The sequence below is a fragment of the Pseudomonas sp. Rh2 genome (assembly GCF_040762985.1).
GTDB classification, from domain to species: domain Bacteria; phylum Pseudomonadota; class Gammaproteobacteria; order Pseudomonadales; family Pseudomonadaceae; genus Aquipseudomonas; species Aquipseudomonas taiwanensis.
Map to the genome: position 1 here is coordinate 3,170,018 of NZ_CP142890.1, position 17,198 is coordinate 3,187,215.

Here is a 17,198-nt window from a genome sequence, read left to right on the forward strand (position 1 = left end):
GCCAGCGATCACCGGCCAAGCCGGTGCCACACGGCAACCCCGGTTTCCACAAGCCCCACGCCAGAGCGCAAACTGCACGGACTCACTCCAGCGCCAATTCCTCGACACTGATCTCACGCATCCTGAACTTCTGCACCTTACCGGTGACCGTCATCGGAAACTCATCGACGAAGCGGAAGTACCGGGGCACCTTGAAGTGGGCAATCCGCGCCCTCGCCCATTCGCGTAACTCGTCTTCGGTGGCCGTATGCCCTGGATGCAACCGCACCCAGGCAACGATCTCTTCACCATACTTCTTGCACGGGACCCCGATCACCTGCACATCGGCAACCGCTGGGTGGGTGAAGAAAAACTCCTCCAGCTCACGCGGGTAGATGTTCTCTCCCCCGCGAATGATCATGTCCTTGCTGCGCCCGACGATCCGCACGTAGCCCTGCTCGTCCGTCACCGCCAGGTCACCCGTGTGCATCCAGCCCTCGGCGTCGATGCTCTCGGCAGTGGCCTTGGGGTTGTTCCAGTAACCCAGCATCACACTGTAGCCACGGGTGCATAGCTCGCCGATCTCACCACGGGGCAAGGTGCTGCCCTCGGCATCGATGATCTTGTTCTCCAGCCTCGGCTGGGTGCGCCCGACACTGGTCACCCGCCGTTCCAGATCGTCATCGGCGCCAGTCTGCAGCGACACCGGGCTGGTCTCGGTCATGCCGTAGGCGATCTGCACTTCGGCCATGTGCATCTGGTCGATTACCCGACGCATTACCTCGATCGGGCAAGTGGCCCCAGCCATGATGCCGGTACGCAGGCTCGACAGATCGAATTCGCCGCGCTGTGGGTGGTCGAGTTCGGCGATGAACATGGTGGGTACACCGTACAGTGCGGTGGCCTTTTCTTCCGCCACTGCCCGCAGCGTAGCCAGGGGGTCGAAGGCGTCGTTGGGGTAGATCAGGGCACTGCCATGGGTCATGCAGCCGAGGTTGGCCATGACCATGCCAAAACAGTGATACAAAGGCACCGGCACCACCAGGCGGTCGTGTTCGGTCAGGCCCAGGCTTTCACCGACCATGTAGCCATTGTTGAGAATGTTGCGGTGGCTGAGCGTGGCGCCTTTGGGGAAGCCTGTGGTGCCAGAGGTGTACTGGATATTGATCGGGTCGTTGCACTGCAATTGCGCCTGCCGCTCGGCCAAGGCTTCGCGGCTGATGGCTTCGGCGCGGGCTTGCAGGTCATGCCAGGCCAGGAAACCTGGAGGCGGCGACAGCGCCAGGCTCACGACACCGCGCAGGTCGGGAAAGCGCTCGCAGATCAGCGCACCCGGCTGCCCATGGGAAAGGCCCGGGATCAGGCCCTGCAGCATGGCGTGGTAATCGGATGTCTTGAAGGCGTCCGCGCAGATTACCCAACGGCAGCCAGACTGGCCCAGGGCGTAGTCCAGTTCATTGGAGCGATAGGCCGGATTGATATTGACCAGAATGGCACCGACCTTGGCGCTGGCGAACTGAGTGATGCACCATTCGGCGCAATTGGGCGCCCAGATGCCCAAGCGATCGCCAGGTTGCACACCAAGGGCCATGAGCGCGCGGGCATGCTGATCGACCGCGTCAGCCAGCTGTTGCCAGGTGTAGCGCAGGGCCTGGTGGCGGACCACGAGTGCCTCGCGATCGGGGAAGCGGGCGACGGTGGCGTCGAAGGCGTCGCCGATGCATTGGTCGAGCAGGGCCTTGTCCGGGTTGCCCTGTGAGTAGCTTGGCTGGGGCATGGGCAGTTCTCTTGTTGTTCTTGTAATGACGGGACCGGCGCTTTCGCAGGCAAGCCGGCTCGTGCAGGGGAGCGATGCAGGAGCCGGCGTGGCGACGCCGGTTTAACGGACGAACACCTGAGGCGTGGTGGTGGACATGTCGCCACCGGGCAACTTGATGTTCTTCACCTTTTCCAGGGTTTGCGGGTTGAACACCGCCAGGTCGTTGAAGGTGCCGCCCAGGTACAACTTGTCGCCCTTTTTGTCGAAGGTCACGCAATAGTAAGTGTGGTCCAGATTCGCCGCCTTGATCAGCTTGCGCTGCTTGATGTCGTACTTGGCCAGGCGGTTGAGCACGCCGTACATCTGGTTCGGGTCTTTCGGCGAGCGTAAGCCGGTGAAGTACAGCTCCGTCAGGTCGGCGAACTCAGCGGTATGACGCTTGCCCGTCTTCAAGTCCACGCTCAGGTAGCCATACAGCAACTCCGCGGTGTTGGGGTCCTGCTTCTCATCCTTGAACTTGGCGATGGTGTACAGCATCGAGAACTCATGCCGGGCGCTTTGGTGCGGCCAGAAATACAGCACGTCCGGAGCGCTGTAGCCCTTGCGGTTCCAATTGCGCAGCGGCAACGCCACTTCGTACTTGCCCGTGTTGACATCCATCTTGTAGAGGTCCGGCCCGGCCACGAACAGGCTGCCATCGTCGGCGGTGCGCATCAGGTAGACCTGGCGTGGCATCGGGAAGGTGCGCACGGGCTTGGCCTCCAGGCCATCAGCTGTACGGAATACCTCAAGGCGCGGCGGCTTGACCACGTAGTGGTCGTTCAGGCGCTGCGTCGGGTTGACCGTGGCATACACCTCTTTGCCGTCAGGGCTGATGGCGAACGAGTACATCGATTTGCCGACTTCGCCCGGCACGCTGGATAGGTTGGCGTGGAAGGTGGTCTTGCAGGTGTCCAGGTCGATGCCGTAGATGTCGGCAAAATGGTTGTTCAGCACGTAGGCGGTGCGGTTGTCCGGTGCCATCATCGCGGTGCCTGGGCCGAAGGCGTCAGGCATGCGGCAGCTCTTGTAGAGTGTGTCGCTGGCGACATCCACCACATGCAGGTTGTTCGGGTAGTTGGTGGCGATCAGGTATTCATGGCCAGCCTTCAAGGCGGGGCCGGTGTCTTCGGCCTGGGCTGCCCAGGCGCAGGTCATAGCGGCGATGGTGAGCGCGAGTTGCGCGCAACGTCCAGCTTTCATGCGGTTTCCCCTTGTCATTCTTGTTGGACCGTCACTTGTCTTTCGGGAACACGGTGCCGAGGTTGCGCCAGTCTTCCTGGGAGTTGCTCGCCTGGGCGTTCCAGTCCTGGTAGGTGCTCATCATGTCCGGCACCTGGGCGGGCCACCAGCAAGGGTCGGAACAGCCATACAGGTCGGCTTCCATGGGCTGGCACAGCGAGCTCACGCCGCCAAAGGCGTCCACTTCCCAGCCCGGGTCGGTGGTGGCGGTGCAGCCGGCCACCGCGCTCATGGCCATGACTTCTTCGACGCGGTCTTCGGCGGCAGCCTGTTCGAGAATCCGTGCCTTGTTGTTCAGGGGCTTCAAATGCTTCATGTCAGTGCGCCTTCCGCGGAGTGATGTATCGGTCGATGAAGGCCGGGTTGACGGCCATGATGCGGCTGTAGACCTCGATGCCGAAGTCGACCCAGTCACGCATCAGCTCGCAGTAGTGATAGGTCGGGTGCTGCGGGTCGCCGTAGCGGGCATAGCTTTCGTGGTAGCAACCGCCGGAGCACAGGTTGCGGATACGGCAGCTGTCGCAGCCCGTGTTGCTGCGGTCCAGACGTTGGGAGAGGAAGTCGTTGAGCTGCGCCTGCTTCACCCCCTGGTGCACATTGCCAAAGGTCGGCAGGCTGGAGCCGGTGAAGCGATGGCACAGGTTCAGCTCGCCTTCGTGGTCGACGGCCAGCATCTTCAACCCGGCGCCGCACGGCAGTGCCTTCTTGTGGCCTTCGTGGATGTCCGTAATCAGCTGGTGCAGGTTGGAGAAGCCGATGTTGCGATGCGCCAGTGCCGCCTCCAGGTAGCGTCGACCCAGTGCCTTCATGTTGGCGAAGACCTCCACCAGTTCGTCACTGGTCAGGTTGAAGCTTGCCATGTCTCCGGAGGTGACCGGCGCAAAACCGACTTCGGCGAAACCCAGCTCGTTGAACAGGTGGTTCCAGATCGTCTCGACGTCGGTGATGCCACGGGTCAAGGTCACCCGCGCACCCACCGGGCGGCTGTGGTAACGCGACAGCAGCATGTCGACCTTGCGTCGCACCACGTCGTAGGTACCCTGCCCGCCCACGGTGATGCGGTTACGGTCGTGCACGGTCTTTGGCCCGTCGATGCTCACCGACAGACCAAAGCGGTGGGCGTTGAGCCAGTCGACGATCTCTTCGGTCAGCAAGGTGGCGTTGGTGGTCATGATGAACTCCACCTGCTTGCCGGCCTCGGCGAAGCGCCGCTCGCAGTAGCCCACCATGTGCTCGATCAATGGCCTGTTGGACAGCGGCTCACCGCCAAAGAACACCACGCTGTAGCGCTCTTCGTTGGGCGATTCCGTGAGCAGCATTTCCACCGAGGCCTCGGCGGTGGCCGTGCTCATCTTCTTCCCAGCCGAGGGTTTGTCCAAGTCTTCCTTGTAGCAGTAGGTGCAACTTAGATTGCAACCGGTGTTGACATTCAGTACCACAGTGTTCAGCGCCGTGCGCTCGACCTGCTTGAGGGCGATCTCCGGGGTCAGCGGCGAGCCGTCGCTGACCACTTCCAGGGCGATCAACTCCCGTAGGGTCTCTTCGATATCCTGCCCGGCGAACTGCTGGCCAAGCCGCTGCATCAGCTCTTCGGCCGAGCAGCCTCGTTGGCGCAAGGCATCGATGATGCCGCCAGTCACCGCATCCGCGGTGAACAAAGAGCTGCTGGGAATGTGAAACAACATACGGTCGGCATCGACCTGCACTTCGTGCAGGTTGCGTTCGACCAGGTTCAGTAGTGCGCCCATGGCAACCTCCCGATAATCGATCCGTTGGAATACGCGTCCGCCACAGCCCTTAAGGCAACGGCGGGTTGTTCCAGCGTTGTACGGTGACGATCAGGTGGCCTTCGCCCTGCTGGCCGCCATCTTCGAGTTGGGCGATGACCTTCAGGTTGCCGGCGTTATTGGTCATCATCTTGCGCGCAGGGTTGGGGCCTGCGCCTCCCGGCACGAACACACCGTCAGCCTGCATGGTGCCGGCGAACTTCACGTCTTCGTCCTCGATCGCGCGTTCGTTGAACGGCTCGACCTTCCACTTCGCCGGCAGGTAGCCGATGCGCAGCGGCTGGCCACTGGCGTCCTTGCCCCAGGCCTCGGCCTCGAAGCGCCCCTGAACCTTGGGCACCGAAGCGCCGTTCTCGCCGATACGGGCAATGGAAAACGCCGGCACGACCTTCACTTCGTCGACCTTGTCGTAAACCGCCAGGCTTGCGCCCTTGAGCGCACCCACGGTCACTTCGCGCTGGCCAGGCGTGGCATCGGCCGCGGCTCGCGCCTTGACTCGAACCCACGTTGGAGTCGACTCCAGCACCTCGGTCACCTGTACACCTGCGCCAAGGTCCGGCTTGCCAGCAAGGTCACTGCCTACCAGGGTGACTTCCTGTTCGGTACCGGCCTTGATGAAGGCCGGCTGCACGGCCAGCAGACGCGCCTTGCCCGCCTGGGCGGCACTGAAGTCCAGGCCGCGCTCGTCGTGTTCGGCCTCGAACATGCGGCCTTTCATTTCGCCATCCAGCGCCGCGAACACCTGACGCAGGTGGCTGTCACCGACCTTTACGTTGCCGCGCCATTCGTAGCCGTTGTAGAGGATCGCCGAGCCGCTGCCATTGAACGGCGTGCCATCGGCGTAGGCGCCTTTGACGTCGACCTTGAAGGTGTCACCTTGGTCGGGGGTGACCGTCATCACGCCGCGTACATCACCTTTGGCCAACATATGGCCGCTAAACGCCCATTGTCCCTGAAGCGTATCGGCTTTGGGCTTGGCCTTTTCCCATGCCGCATAAGCGGGGCTCTCAAGCGGGAAGCGCTTGGCCAGGTCTGGCACCACTTGCTTGAGGGCGATTTCCAGCCACTCGCGGTCACGGGCCTGGGCCTGGTATTCCAAGGACGGCCATTGTCCGAGGTGGAAGTTGACCAAGTGCTCCCATTCCTGGGCGGGACGACGTTGCAAGGCCACCCGGGCACCGGAGTGGCAGCGACCGCAGGTCTGGCTCAGTTGTTCGTCGAAGTGCTCGACGGTGTTGAGCCGGCGTTCCATGGCATAGCGCACGCCGTCGGTTTCACTCGGGGCGAGGCCCTGCTTGTCGGCCAGGTACTTGACCAGGGTGCGGCGATCGTCATCGCTGATCTGCAGGCCGTGCATGACTTGCATGCGGGCGATACTCATCAGCCAGCCTTCCGGAGTCTTGCGCTGGTGGCTGATGCGACTGTAGGTGTCGTTGCCTTCGGGGATATGGCACCCCATGCACTTGTTCTGTAACAGGCTCGGGCCCTGCTCGGCCGCCATGGCCTGGGTGCTCAGCAGTGCGGCGGCAACCAGTGCCAGCTTACCCGCATGCCGCCGGAGTCGAGTCGTCTTCAAGGTCAGACCTCCACGGTGTTTTTCTTATGGTTTTCGCACGCTTTGGTACAACAGGTGTGCATGTATCGGTTGCGATACAGAAACTATGCCAGGTCACGCAAAAACGTTGAATTTCAGGCAGTTGGACAGTTTGCACGGCCAACTCGAGGGATTGCCGCCTGAAGCGCAGCGTGCCATTTCGCGACACGGTGTTTCATCCTGAGACAGGGCCTGGCGGGCGGGGCGCGCGCGATCCCAGCCCGCGGCCACGAGTCCAAGGGCCAGTCAGGTACCTGCGAGCGCGCACTTGCTCGGGCAAGCGCTCGACAGTCACTGTTTCACAACCGTCTCACAGCGTCTCAATGTGCAACAGCGCAACGGCGCACCCCCTCGCGTGCAGCGCGACAAACCCTAGGCATTTCAGGCCCTTGCGCACACGGGGCGAGCTTGGCACGGCCATTGCGCCAGTGCCCGTCACATCCAATGACAAGAGGCTCAGCCCCATGCTTTGCGAACTGCCCATCCTGCCTGCTACCCGCGCCTTCCTCGAACGCAAGCTGAAGATGCGCATCGGCGCCGACTGGCAGGACGCCGCCAGTGGCCAGACGCTTTCCTTTCGCAACCCGGCCACCGGGGAAATCCTAGGCGAAGTGCCAGCCGCCGATGCTACCGACGTCGACCGTGCCGTGCAGGCCGCCCGCCAGGCCTTCGATGATTCGCCATGGAGCCGCATGCGCCCGCGCGAGCGTCAGAACCTGCTGTGGCGCCTGGCCGACCTGATGGAGCGCGACGCGCAGCAACTGGCCGAGCTTGAATGCCTGAACAACGGCAAGAGCGCGGTGGTTGCCAAGGTGATGGACGTGCAATTGGCCATCGACTTCCTGCGCTACATGGCTGGCTGGGCTACCAAGATAGAGGGTAGTACCGTCGAGGCGTCCATGCCGCTGATGCCCAACGATCAGTTTCATGGCTTCATCCGCCGCGAAGCAGTGGGCGTGGTCGGTGCCATCGTTGCCTGGAACTTCCCGCTTTTGCTGGCCTGCTGGAAGCTCGGCCCAGCCCTGGCTACCGGCTGCACCGTGGTGCTCAAGCCTGCCGACGAAACGCCGCTGACTGCCCTGAAACTCGCAGAGTTGGTGGATGAAGCTGGCTATCCTGCTGGTGTGTTCAACGTCGTAACCGGCACCGGCCTGAATGCCGGCGCCGCCCTTAGCCGACACCCTGGCGTGGACAAGCTGACCTTCACCGGCTCGACCGAGGTGGGCAAGCTGATCGGCAAGGCGGCCATGGACAACATGACCCGCGTCACCCTAGAGCTCGGCGGCAAGTCACCCACCATCGTCATGCCCGATGCCGACCTGCAGGAAGCCGCCGCTGGCGCTGCCACCGCGATCTTCTTCAACCAAGGCCAGGTGTGCTGCGCCGGTTCGCGGCTGTACGTGCACCGCAAGTACTTCGACAACGTGGTGGCCGACATCGCCGGAATAGCCAACGGCATGAAACTTGGCAATGGTCTGGACCCGGCGGTACAGATGGGCCCGCTGATCTCCGCCAAGCAACAGGACCGGGTCACCGGCTATATCGAACTGGGCCGTGAACTGGGTGCGACCATCGCCTGCGGCGGTGAAGGTTTCGGGCCGGGCTACTTCGTCAAGCCGACCGTGATCGTCGATGTGGACCAGCGCCACCGCCTGGTGCAGGAAGAAATATTCGGCCCGGTGCTGGTCGCCATGCCGTTCGATGACCTGGATGAGGTGATCGCCATGGCCAACGACAACCCTTACGGCCTGGGGGCGAGCATCTGGTCCAACGACCTGGGCGCGGTGCACCGGATGATTCCGCGGATCAAGTCTGGCTCGGTGTGGGTCAACTGCCACAGCGCGCTGGACCCGGCGCTGCCGTTTGGCGGCTACAAGATGTCCGGCGTCGGCCGAGAGATGGGCGCGGCAGCGATCGAGCATTACACAGAGCTGAAGTCTGTGTTGATCAAGCTCTGACCGTTCCTGTGCCGGCCCTTTCGCGGTGCTCCTCGAAAGGGCCGGCACAACCACCCCCAAAAATAACGACAAAAACAGGGAGCACACCCTTGGGCACACTCTCGCCTGCGTCCTCGCCCTGGTGGTCACCGCACCCACCCAGGCCAACGAGCTGTACAACCAAAACGGCACGCCGTCAGGCCGTCGAATACGTGACCCAGGGCAAAACTGACGGGCGTTTGGTTAGGCTCTGTACGAAAAGCCTTGAAAGCCGGTGATGCTGCGCGAAAACAGGGCGGGGAGATAGCGGCGCCTACATGAAGTTATTCACCGCTTATTGCTTCTAACTTGAAATGCGAGGCTGCCGTAAAGGGCCATGACCTGCGCGGAACAATTAACGCGCTTCATCGATTGTCTCTTGCGCGATAAGCAGCAATTGATACCCGGGCCCACTGCTCAAAAACTCTTACACTACGCTCACGCCCCTCAGGCGTTGCTGCAGCGGCGAGTTGTAGCAATTCAGCTCTGCGGACAGGTACTACGAAACTTTCCAGCCTCAACTGGCGAGCAATGAAGATGGAAACGATAGCCTGAGCTCGCTCTGTGGAATCCGGTCTCACTGCACCATTCTCTCGAAGAAAGGCCATAATATCACCTGTCATTTGCCGCTCTTCAGGTGCAAAGCGTTCCACCAGGCGATTGAGATTGCCTATTGTGGATGCGGCCGATTGCTGAACGGCTCTAGCTTGCACCTGTCGCTGTACAGGTTCGCCGTTGCGCATAGGATTGACAAACGCGATTTGCCGGGGAGGCGGTGAATTTTGCCTCTGCGGGCGTTCCCCGCTCTCCCGTGCAAGTATCCTGTCTACCATAATTTTAGACTTAATATTCCCGCTCGGATCCGTAAAGTTGATCGGATCATCACCACAGTACGCATATGTATTTATGCCACCCAAGCCGAAGGGGCTGTAGGTGTCAGGAGACAAGAAGCGCATAAGCGTCGAGCTGTATAATCTTTTTCCGTTCCCTAAAAGATCACACGCCGTCATTGAGTCACGGACCTGGCCATTGAATGCCAGTATGGCCCCATGCTTTAACACATCAAAATGGCCATAAGGGGCGTACACGACTGCGCGTGCTTCATGCATGATCGAGTTTGTGGCGCTGGTAGAAAGTAACAGGGTCTTGTCAAGCGCACCCGCCCACTGCTCAGCAAGGGGGGAAGAATCACTTCGAAAGATTACGCTAATCTGGCCAATGGAACCGATAGCCGAGAGCCGGCCACCTTGGTAAAAACAGTGCTTTTTCATAACGGTTCTCGAAAGATCGGTGTCATATCTGAGCATTGCGAGACCGCTGTCCACAACTGGTAGTTCTGATAGTTTTCCGCGGTATTCCCCAGAAAGGTCAAATGAACCCCTGCTCCCATAGCCAGCGCCTCACCCTGGTCTGCTGCTGATCAGGGTGGCCTTGCAACACGCTCTCAAGTGGTTGGCCAGCCTGCAACGCACTGACCACCGGCGCTAACTCAATCCCCTGCAAATGCCACACCCCCAATGGCTGATCCGCCGTTACCACCACCTCGGTTTCGTCCACCAGCCCATCACGCAGCACTGGCCGCCGTTCGACCCGCACTGCATGCCAGTCTGCCGCCATGTGCAAAGGCTGCGCATCCGGCCAATCTTGCCGCTGAAGCCAGAACGGTTGCCCTGCGCGCCCCTGCTCTTGCCTGTAGAAATCCCGTCCGATCCGGGCAAAGCGCAAGAACAGCTGCTCGACCCGCTGCTGGTGAAACTGCCGCGCCAATCCTGCGCGCTCGGGCTTGCGCAACAATGTATTGATGACCACCGGCGCCTGAAACGCCGAGGACAGTGACTGGAAAATCCCGTTACCCGACAGTGGGTCAACGGCCATCGCTGCATCGCCCACCCGCACCCAGTCTTGACCAACACATGCGCCAGCCAGAATCGCGGTACTGCTACGTGCATGCACCGGTGCCGGAACCAGCGCCTGGACATCGAACAGTTCGGCCACCAGCGCGCTGTGGGACCGCCGCGCCACGCAGTATTCCGCCAATCCGGCCTTGCCTGGCAGGCCGGCCGCGTCAAGGGTGACTTGCCAGTAACAGCGGCCATCCTCTAACCGCGCCATCCACGCCCAGCCATCCTCCAGGCTTTCCACCGCCGACGCAGGCGCCCCTGGGCTGCCTTGCCAGACATTGAGCAGGCTGACCGTCTCCGGTCCGCGCAGCCGGTCCGGGGCCAGTGGAGCCTGACGGCCTCGCGCTTCGACGAGGAAATCAGCCATCAGTACCTGCCCATCGTCCAAACGCACCTGGTGACCGCCCTCATGCGCGACTTCGCGCACCCGCCCCTCGACCACACGCACGCCAGCACGCTGAAGGTCGTCGCGCAGCGCCCGGTCAAAACGCTGTCGATCCAGCAAGAACTCCTGGTTCGTTTGCAGGTGCTGGCCGTTCCAGAGCACCTGTCGGGCTGCGGGCATGGCGGCCTGGCGCAAGGCCCCGCCCAAACCTGCATGTCGCAAGCCGTCCAGCACCCGCTGCGAAACCCCTTCAACTGCTGCGAAACGGCGCCAATCTGACACCACCATCACGGCATAGCCCAGCCGCCGCAGGCCTATGGCCGTGGCGGCACCCGCAGGGCCGGCACCCAGCACCACAATGCGCGGTTCAGGCATGGCCCAGACCTCGTCGCTCGGGGCCGGCATACGCTGCATTGCTGCGCAGCCAGTCGTAAATCTGCTGGCGATCCATGCCCGGTTCGTCGCGCAACAAAGCTGCAATCCTACCGCTCAAGGCCGCGCAGCCCAGGCTCGCGCCCGCCCTGCCGCCCGCGCCCACGTAACCGCCAAAGTCCGCCTGCCGCGTACCCAGCCACGACCACTGACCCGGAGCGCAGCGGGCATCGCCGGTTACCCGAATCACCCCGCTGTAGCTGGCCGGGTACACCGCCCCGCCCCGCGCCGGGCTGGATGCGCATAACAGCACCCCCGCCGCCAACGCTTCAGCGCAGGCCTGGTGTAGCACCGGGCGGTCTTGTTGCAGGCCCAGGCTGAGGTTGACCAGCGTCACGCCTGCCTCCACCAGCCACAGCAACGCAGCAGCCACCTGCAAGGCACTGGTGCTGGCCTGGCTAGCGAATACCTGGGCCAGCAACAGGGGCACCGGCCCGCCCTCGCCCTGCAAAGCGGCAACCACCTCACTACCGTGCCCTAGCTGGTCCGGCAACATCTCACCTTCACGCAACTGGCCGTCCTCCAGCCAGAACCGCCGCCCTTGCAGCAAGTAGCTGGCCTGATGAGGCGAGCAACCGCTGTCAATCACGCCAACCCGCACGTCAGTGGCCATGCTTGATCACCTCCTGAGGCAGCACCTGCAACTGGCCGTCATCCAGGTACAGGTGCAGGTCAGCATCGGCCAGGGTCGAAGCACGGTGGCTGATCAGGATGCGTGTGCGGCCGGCGAACAGCTGGTCGATGGCCGCGATCACTTCGCGCTCGGTGGCTTCGTCCACCGCCGATGTGGCCTCGTCCAGCACCAGGATCGCCGGCGCCTGCAGCACCGCGCGGGCGATGGCAATGCGTTGTTTCTGCCCGCCGGACAGCTGCTGGCCACGCTCCCCCAGCAGGCCGTCCAGGCCCAGCGGCAGGCTGTCGACCAGGCTGTCCAGCCGCGCCAGGCGCACCACCCGCTCCAGTTCCTCGCGGCTGGCCTCGGGCACGCCGTAGGCCAGGTTCTGTGCCAGGGTGCCGCGGAACAACACGATATCCTGGCTGACCACAGCAATGCGTCGGCGTAGCGCGGCCAAGTCCAGATCGCGCAGGTCGGTGCCGTCCAGCAGGATGCGCCCGGTGTCCGGATCGTAGAAGCGCTGCAACAGGTCGATCAGGGTCGACTTGCCGACCCCTGAGGCGCCGCTGATGGCCACTTTCAGCCCACCCGGCAGGTACACCTGCACGTTGTTCAGCACCGCGCCCTGGCGCCCTTCATGGGCAAAACTCACCCCCTCGAGGCGCAAGTCGCCCGGGCCGTCAGGCATCGGCCGCGGGTCGGCCACCGGTCGCACGGCCACGGACTCCTGCTTCAACTCCATGACCCGCCCCAGGCTCACCGCCATGCGCTGCACCGCCACGTACAGGCCCAGCAGGCTCTGCACCGGCCCTACCGCCATGCCCATGTAGGTGGAAAAGGCGATCAGTGCACCCAACTGCCAGGTACCCTGGATCACCCACCAGCCGCCGACCAGGAACGCACAAGCGCGGCACCAGGAGGTCAGCGTGCCGGGAATGGCCTGGGTGAAGAATTCGGTCACCTGCACCTTGAGTAGCTGGCGCATGTAGCCCTGGCCCAGCTGGTCCAGGCGCCCCGCCTCGCGGCCTTGCTGGCCGGCTGCCTGGATGAACTTCATCGCCGGCAGGGTCTCGACCAGAAACGACGACACATCCGCCGAGCGTTCGCGCAGGTTGCGTACTTCGCGCTCCACCTTGCGCCGCATCCAGCGCAGCCAGAGCACTTCGATGGGCACCAGCAACGCCAGCAGCAGCGACAGTTGCCACGACAGCATCAGCATCAACGCCACCGCGCCTACCAGGCCGATCACCGCCGATACCGCCGAAAACAGCGAATCCACGGCAAAGCGCTGGATTTCCGCCACATCGCCATCCAGCCGCGAAAGGATGTCACCTATGCGCCGCCGTCCGTAGAACGTCGGCGACAGCTGCTGCAGGTGGCGGTAAAGGTCATCGCGCAGGGCAAACAGGATGCGCCCCGACAAGCGCGTATGCAGGTAGCGGTTGACCCCGGCCAGCACGGTGCCCAGCAGCCCCGCAGCGATCATGATCGCCGCCATGTGCCAGAGGGTCTGGTAATCCTTGGCCAACAGGCCTTCGTCGATCAGGGTCTTGACCAGCCAGGGCTGCGCCAGGGCCAGCAGCGATGCCCCCAGGGACAGCCCCAGCAACACCGCGATGGCACGTCCGTGTGGCCGCACGAAACCATACAGCCAGGCTAACGCCTGGCGCATGAGCACCGGGTCGCTGGACTCCACCAGCCTTGCGAACAATCGCCCCATGATTCAGCCGCGCAACTGCTTGAGCTTGCGGTACAACGTCGCCCGGCTGATGCCCAGCGCTTCAGCGGCAGCCGAAACGTTGCCGTGGTGCCGGGCCAAGGCGCCGCGGATCAATTCCAGCTCGTTGTCCTTCAGGCTGCCCGACGGTGCGCCGCCCGTTGCGAGCTCATCGAGCAGGCAGTCGGTGAGGTGATCGAGGGTCAGCACCTGTTCACCCTCCTCGCGCATGGCCAGTGCGGTGCGCACGACCATTTCCAATTGGCGGATGTTGCCTGGCCAGTCGAAACCTTCAAGCAGCGCAGCCAGCGCCGAGTCGAGGCTGACGCCCTTGGCGCCGGCCTTGTGCAGCAGGGCTTCGATGATCCTGGCCAGGTCATCGCGCTCGCGTAGCGCTGGCAAGCGCAGTGACACGCCATTGACCCGGTAGTAAAGGTCTTCGCGAAAATGCTGCTCCTGCACCAAGCGCTTGAGGTCGCGGTGGGTCGCACAGATCAGCGCGACGTCGATCTCTTGCTCATCGCCCGCACCCAGCGGCGCCACCCGGCGCTCTTGCAAGACGCGCAGCAGACGAGCCTGCAAGGCCACCGGCATATCACCGATTTCGTCGAGGAACAACGTGCCGCCGTGGGCCTGCATCAACCGTCCGACCATGCCGCCTCGGCGCGAGCCGGTAAAAGCGCCCTCGCGGTAGCCGAACAGCTCCGACTCGATCAAACCCTCGGGAATGGCGGCGCAGTTGACCGCCACGAATGGCTTGTCGGCCCGGGGGCTCGCCTGGTGCAGTGCGCGGGCCACCACCTCCTTGCCGGTGCCGGTTTCGCCCAACAGCAGCACCGGCAGACCATTGCCCAAACCCTGGCGCGCCATGCGCAGGTTGCGCGCCAGGCGCGGGTCGCCACCGGCCAATGACTCCAGCGCCTGCGAGCGGGCGGCCGGTGCAGGTTTGTTCGTCGCCACGCTGCCATTGAGGTGCCCATGTCGCGGCAACTGCAAGGCACGGAAAAAGAACTCACCCTTGGCGGTCTGTACGCTGCTCACCCCACCCTGCCACAGGCGCGCGATGAAGGCTGGCGAACGCTCCCCCAGCAGGTCGCTACTGCGCCGGCCGATCAGTCCCTGGCGCGGCAACTGCAGCAGCTGGCAGGCGTTGTCGTTGGCCGCCAGTACTTCGCCGTCCAGACTCAGCGCCAACAAGCCATGCCAGGCGCTGTTGAGGTATTGCGGACGGCTGTGGAAGGCCAGGACAAGGTGTTCGGGGTGGCACAGGCCGAACATTCGGCTTTCGATGTTGCCTGCCGCCAGCATCAGGGTCGACAAGCTGTCCTGTGGCTGGGCCATGACCCCCTCGCGGGTGATGTCGAGCACACCGATCACCTCGCCACGCGGGTCACGCAGCGGCACCGAGGTGCAGGAAAACGGGCTGAGTCGGTCCAGGTAGTGTTCGCCGCAATTGATCAAGGTCGGACGGCCCTCCACCACGGCGGTGCCGATGGCGTTGGTGCCGCGCAATGACTCGCTCCAGCAGCTGCCTGGGTGCAGGTCGCGCAGTCCTTCGCGCTGGAGCACATGCTTCTGGCCTTCGATGGCCAGCACATTGGCCTGGGCATCGCCGAGGATGATGATGCCAGCTTTGCCCTGGCGGGATACCAGGTAATCCAGTTCAGGAGTGACCGCGTCCAGCAACAAGCGATTGCGTTCGAGCAGTGCCTGCAGGTCGTGGCCGTGTTCAAGGCCCAGGCCGACTTGTTCGCCCTGTAGGCAATCGAGGCCATGGCCAAGGCTGCGCCGCCAGGAAGCGTCGATTTCGTCGCGCAGCATGCCCAGTGGCAACTCGCCTTCGCTGGCCAGCTTCAAACGGGCCTGGCGGGATTCGTGAAGCGTGTCCTGGGCGTTTGTTATGGGTATGTGTCGCGCCATCTTTTGCTCCAGCTGTTCCCCCTGCCGGGGGTCGCATGCTTGGTATTTTTTCCGCAGTGTGCGGGAGAAATTTCTGGGCGTCGAGGTGATTGTCTTTAGGAGGGCGGTGCGGTATGGATCGAGCGCCGCCCGCGCGGCGCATCGCGAGCAAGGCTCGCTCCTACATCGGTTTCGGGCCAGTAACGCCAGTGTACGACTCGATAGTGCGCCATGCGCAAATCCCGCAGAACTCATTGGACCGAAACAGACGTAGGAGCGAGCCTTGCTCGCGATGCGCCGCGCGGGCGGCGCTCGATCCATACCCCACTCCATAGCCATCCACCTCCCGACCCCACCCCTAACCCCAACCTTGGGGAACCCACCCCACCACGCCATCCCCCCCCACCCTGCCGCGATTCAGCAGAACCCAGGCCCCACGGGCCCTCCAGCCCGATTTAGGAGACTTGGCACGGCTGTTGCCGACTCCTGCACAGACGCCCCAAGTCCATGGGCTCGTTCGCAGGAGGAATTGACTCATGCTCCGACCGATACCCCACCCGCTGGCTGTGGCGATCTTCGCCGGCATGCTCCAGCTTCCCGCACAGGCTGCGCTCAACGCTGTCGATACCGGCACCTACACCGAAAACAACGGCAAATTCCCCGCCTGGTACCAGGACAGCCATGGTCGCACCCTCGACCTGTGCCTGACCAAGGCAGTGAGTTCGCGGGTTGCCGGTGCACCCGGCGCGCCTTCGTACATGTGCACGCTGTTGCCGACACCCGGTGTGTTCGACGACACACAACCCATCGCCTTCCCGACCAACTTCCCGGATGAAGCCTTCTGGTTCACCGCCGACGCGGCTATCGTCGATGCTGCCCGTGGCATCGACCTGAGCTATGGCACAGCGATCGAAGCGGCCTTCGGTGCTGGAGATCCGCTCGATGGCGACCAAGTCAGCTTCGCCCGGGTGCGTATCCGCGTCGACGTACCCGCGGCAGGTACCTATGTGATCACCCATCCCTATGGCGTCGAGGTGTTCGATGTACCTGCCGCCGGGCGCCGGGCAATCAACATGACCCGCGATATCGGTATCGGCAGCCCAGGCGACTTCAGCGGTGCGCTCAAGGGCGATGTCGGCCCGTTCCTGCGCAGCGTCAACGGCCCCTACACCGAGGGCAGCGAGCGCTTCATTGGCGACCCCAATATCGAGGAACGAGTCACCGGCAGCCCGTTCAACACCAACTTCGTACGCATCGAAGGCCCCAACGGCATCGACTTACGCACCGAACTGTTCGCCGTGTCGGGCAAGCTCTCCGACGTCAGCCTGCCCACGCCCTTGATGCCCCAGCGCAGCACGTATTCGCGGCGTACCGAGAATGGCGACCTGCATGCCCAGCAGGACATGTTCGTGCTCGCTCCCCCGCCACCGGCCACCGTCACACTCACCAGCCAGGACCCTAACCTGCCGCTGACCGAGGCCAATGGCACCGGCACCTGGTACGCCCAGTCGGTGGTCAACCCGGCGCCTGGTACCAACCTGCTCATCCACGCCGACAACAGTGTGGCCATCCCCACCAGCACCGTAACCACCGCCACCCTGCCGCTGATCGACCTGGTGACCATCGCCCGCGCCGAGTACAGCCTGTCCAATGGTCTCTTGACCCTGGTCGCCAGCAGCAGCGACGAAACATCGCCACCCGTGCTCACCGCCCACACCGGCAACGGTGCATTGATCGGCAACCTCAGTGGCGATGGATCGCTGAAGTCGCTGACCACCAACCTCTCGCCCATTCCGCCAGCCAAGGTGCAGGTCACCAGCGCCCATGGCGGCAGCGACAGCGAAGACGTGGTGCTGGTGCCATGAACAGACA

Annotated in this window: 12 protein-coding genes; 2 read left to right on the plus strand and 10 right to left on the minus strand. The window is 63.3% G+C overall.

Features of this window, described 5'->3' with window-relative positions; translation table 11 throughout:
- Positions 1-82 precede the first annotated feature (82 nt).
- From VXM67_RS14235 to peaA, 5 genes are all read right to left on the minus strand, one after another.
- The gene (locus VXM67_RS14235) at positions 83-1,756 is read right to left on the minus strand and encodes a fatty acid CoA ligase family protein (RefSeq protein WP_367237098.1); all 1,674 of its coding nucleotides are present in this window, start codon (positions 1,754-1,756) and stop codon (positions 83-85) included.
- A gap of 102 nt (positions 1,757-1,858) precedes the next feature.
- Entirely contained in the window at positions 1,859-2,980 is a 1,122-nt protein-coding gene (gene peaD / locus VXM67_RS14240; RefSeq protein WP_027906929.1) for a quinohemoprotein amine dehydrogenase subunit beta, read from the minus strand.
- 31 nt (positions 2,981-3,011) lie between these two features.
- Positions 3,012-3,335 (minus strand): quinohemoprotein amine dehydrogenase subunit gamma, encoded by a 324-nt coding sequence (gene qhpC, locus VXM67_RS14245; RefSeq protein WP_023380631.1) that lies wholly within the window; start codon positions 3,333-3,335, stop codon positions 3,012-3,014.
- Position 3,336: 1 nt separating this feature from the next.
- A complete protein-coding gene (gene peaB / locus VXM67_RS14250) occupies positions 3,337-4,767 on the minus strand; it encodes a quinohemoprotein amine dehydrogenase maturation protein (protein WP_027906928.1) in 1,431 nt (476 codons plus the stop codon).
- Positions 4,768-4,816: 49 nt separating this feature from the next.
- Positions 4,817-6,382, minus strand: a complete 1,566-nt coding sequence (gene peaA / locus VXM67_RS14255; protein WP_023380633.1) for a quinohemoprotein amine dehydrogenase subunit alpha — start codon at positions 6,380-6,382, stop codon at positions 4,817-4,819.
- 482 nt (positions 6,383-6,864) lie between these two features.
- Between peaA and VXM67_RS14260 the strand changes: the two genes are divergently transcribed.
- Positions 6,865-8,358 (plus strand): aldehyde dehydrogenase, encoded by a 1,494-nt coding sequence (locus VXM67_RS14260; RefSeq protein WP_367237099.1) that lies wholly within the window; start codon positions 6,865-6,867, stop codon positions 8,356-8,358.
- A 383-nt stretch (positions 8,359-8,741) separates the two neighbouring features.
- Here the strand turns inward: VXM67_RS14260 and VXM67_RS14265 are convergent, their stop codons facing one another.
- From VXM67_RS14265 to VXM67_RS14285, 5 genes are all read right to left on the minus strand, one after another.
- A complete protein-coding gene (locus tag VXM67_RS14265; RefSeq protein ID WP_244880945.1) occupies positions 8,742-9,647 on the minus strand; it encodes an RHS repeat-associated core domain-containing protein in 906 nt (301 codons plus the stop codon).
- A gap of 97 nt (positions 9,648-9,744) precedes the next feature.
- Positions 9,745-11,037: an NAD(P)/FAD-dependent oxidoreductase gene (locus VXM67_RS14270; RefSeq protein ID WP_027906926.1), complete on the minus strand. Its 1,293-nt coding sequence runs from the start codon at positions 11,035-11,037 to the stop codon at positions 9,745-9,747.
- Complete coding sequence (locus VXM67_RS14275) at positions 11,030-11,707, minus strand: S8 family serine peptidase (RefSeq protein ID WP_186598844.1); 678 nt, start codon at positions 11,705-11,707, stop codon at positions 11,030-11,032. Before VXM67_RS14275 ends, VXM67_RS14270 begins: the two co-directional genes overlap by 8 nt.
- Positions 11,697-13,430: an ABC transporter ATP-binding protein gene (locus VXM67_RS14280; RefSeq protein WP_023380638.1), complete on the minus strand. Its 1,734-nt coding sequence runs from the start codon at positions 13,428-13,430 to the stop codon at positions 11,697-11,699. Before VXM67_RS14280 ends, VXM67_RS14275 begins: the two co-directional genes overlap by 11 nt.
- Before the next feature lie 3 nt (positions 13,431-13,433).
- Complete coding sequence (locus tag VXM67_RS14285; protein ID WP_367237100.1) at positions 13,434-15,347, minus strand: sigma-54-dependent Fis family transcriptional regulator; 1,914 nt, start codon at positions 15,345-15,347, stop codon at positions 13,434-13,436.
- A 515-nt stretch (positions 15,348-15,862) separates the two neighbouring features.
- Between VXM67_RS14285 and VXM67_RS14290 the strand changes: the two genes are divergently transcribed.
- Positions 15,863-17,191 (plus strand): hypothetical protein, encoded by a 1,329-nt coding sequence (locus VXM67_RS14290; RefSeq protein WP_104883884.1) that lies wholly within the window; start codon positions 15,863-15,865, stop codon positions 17,189-17,191.
- The last annotated feature ends 7 nt before the right edge of the window (positions 17,192-17,198 follow it).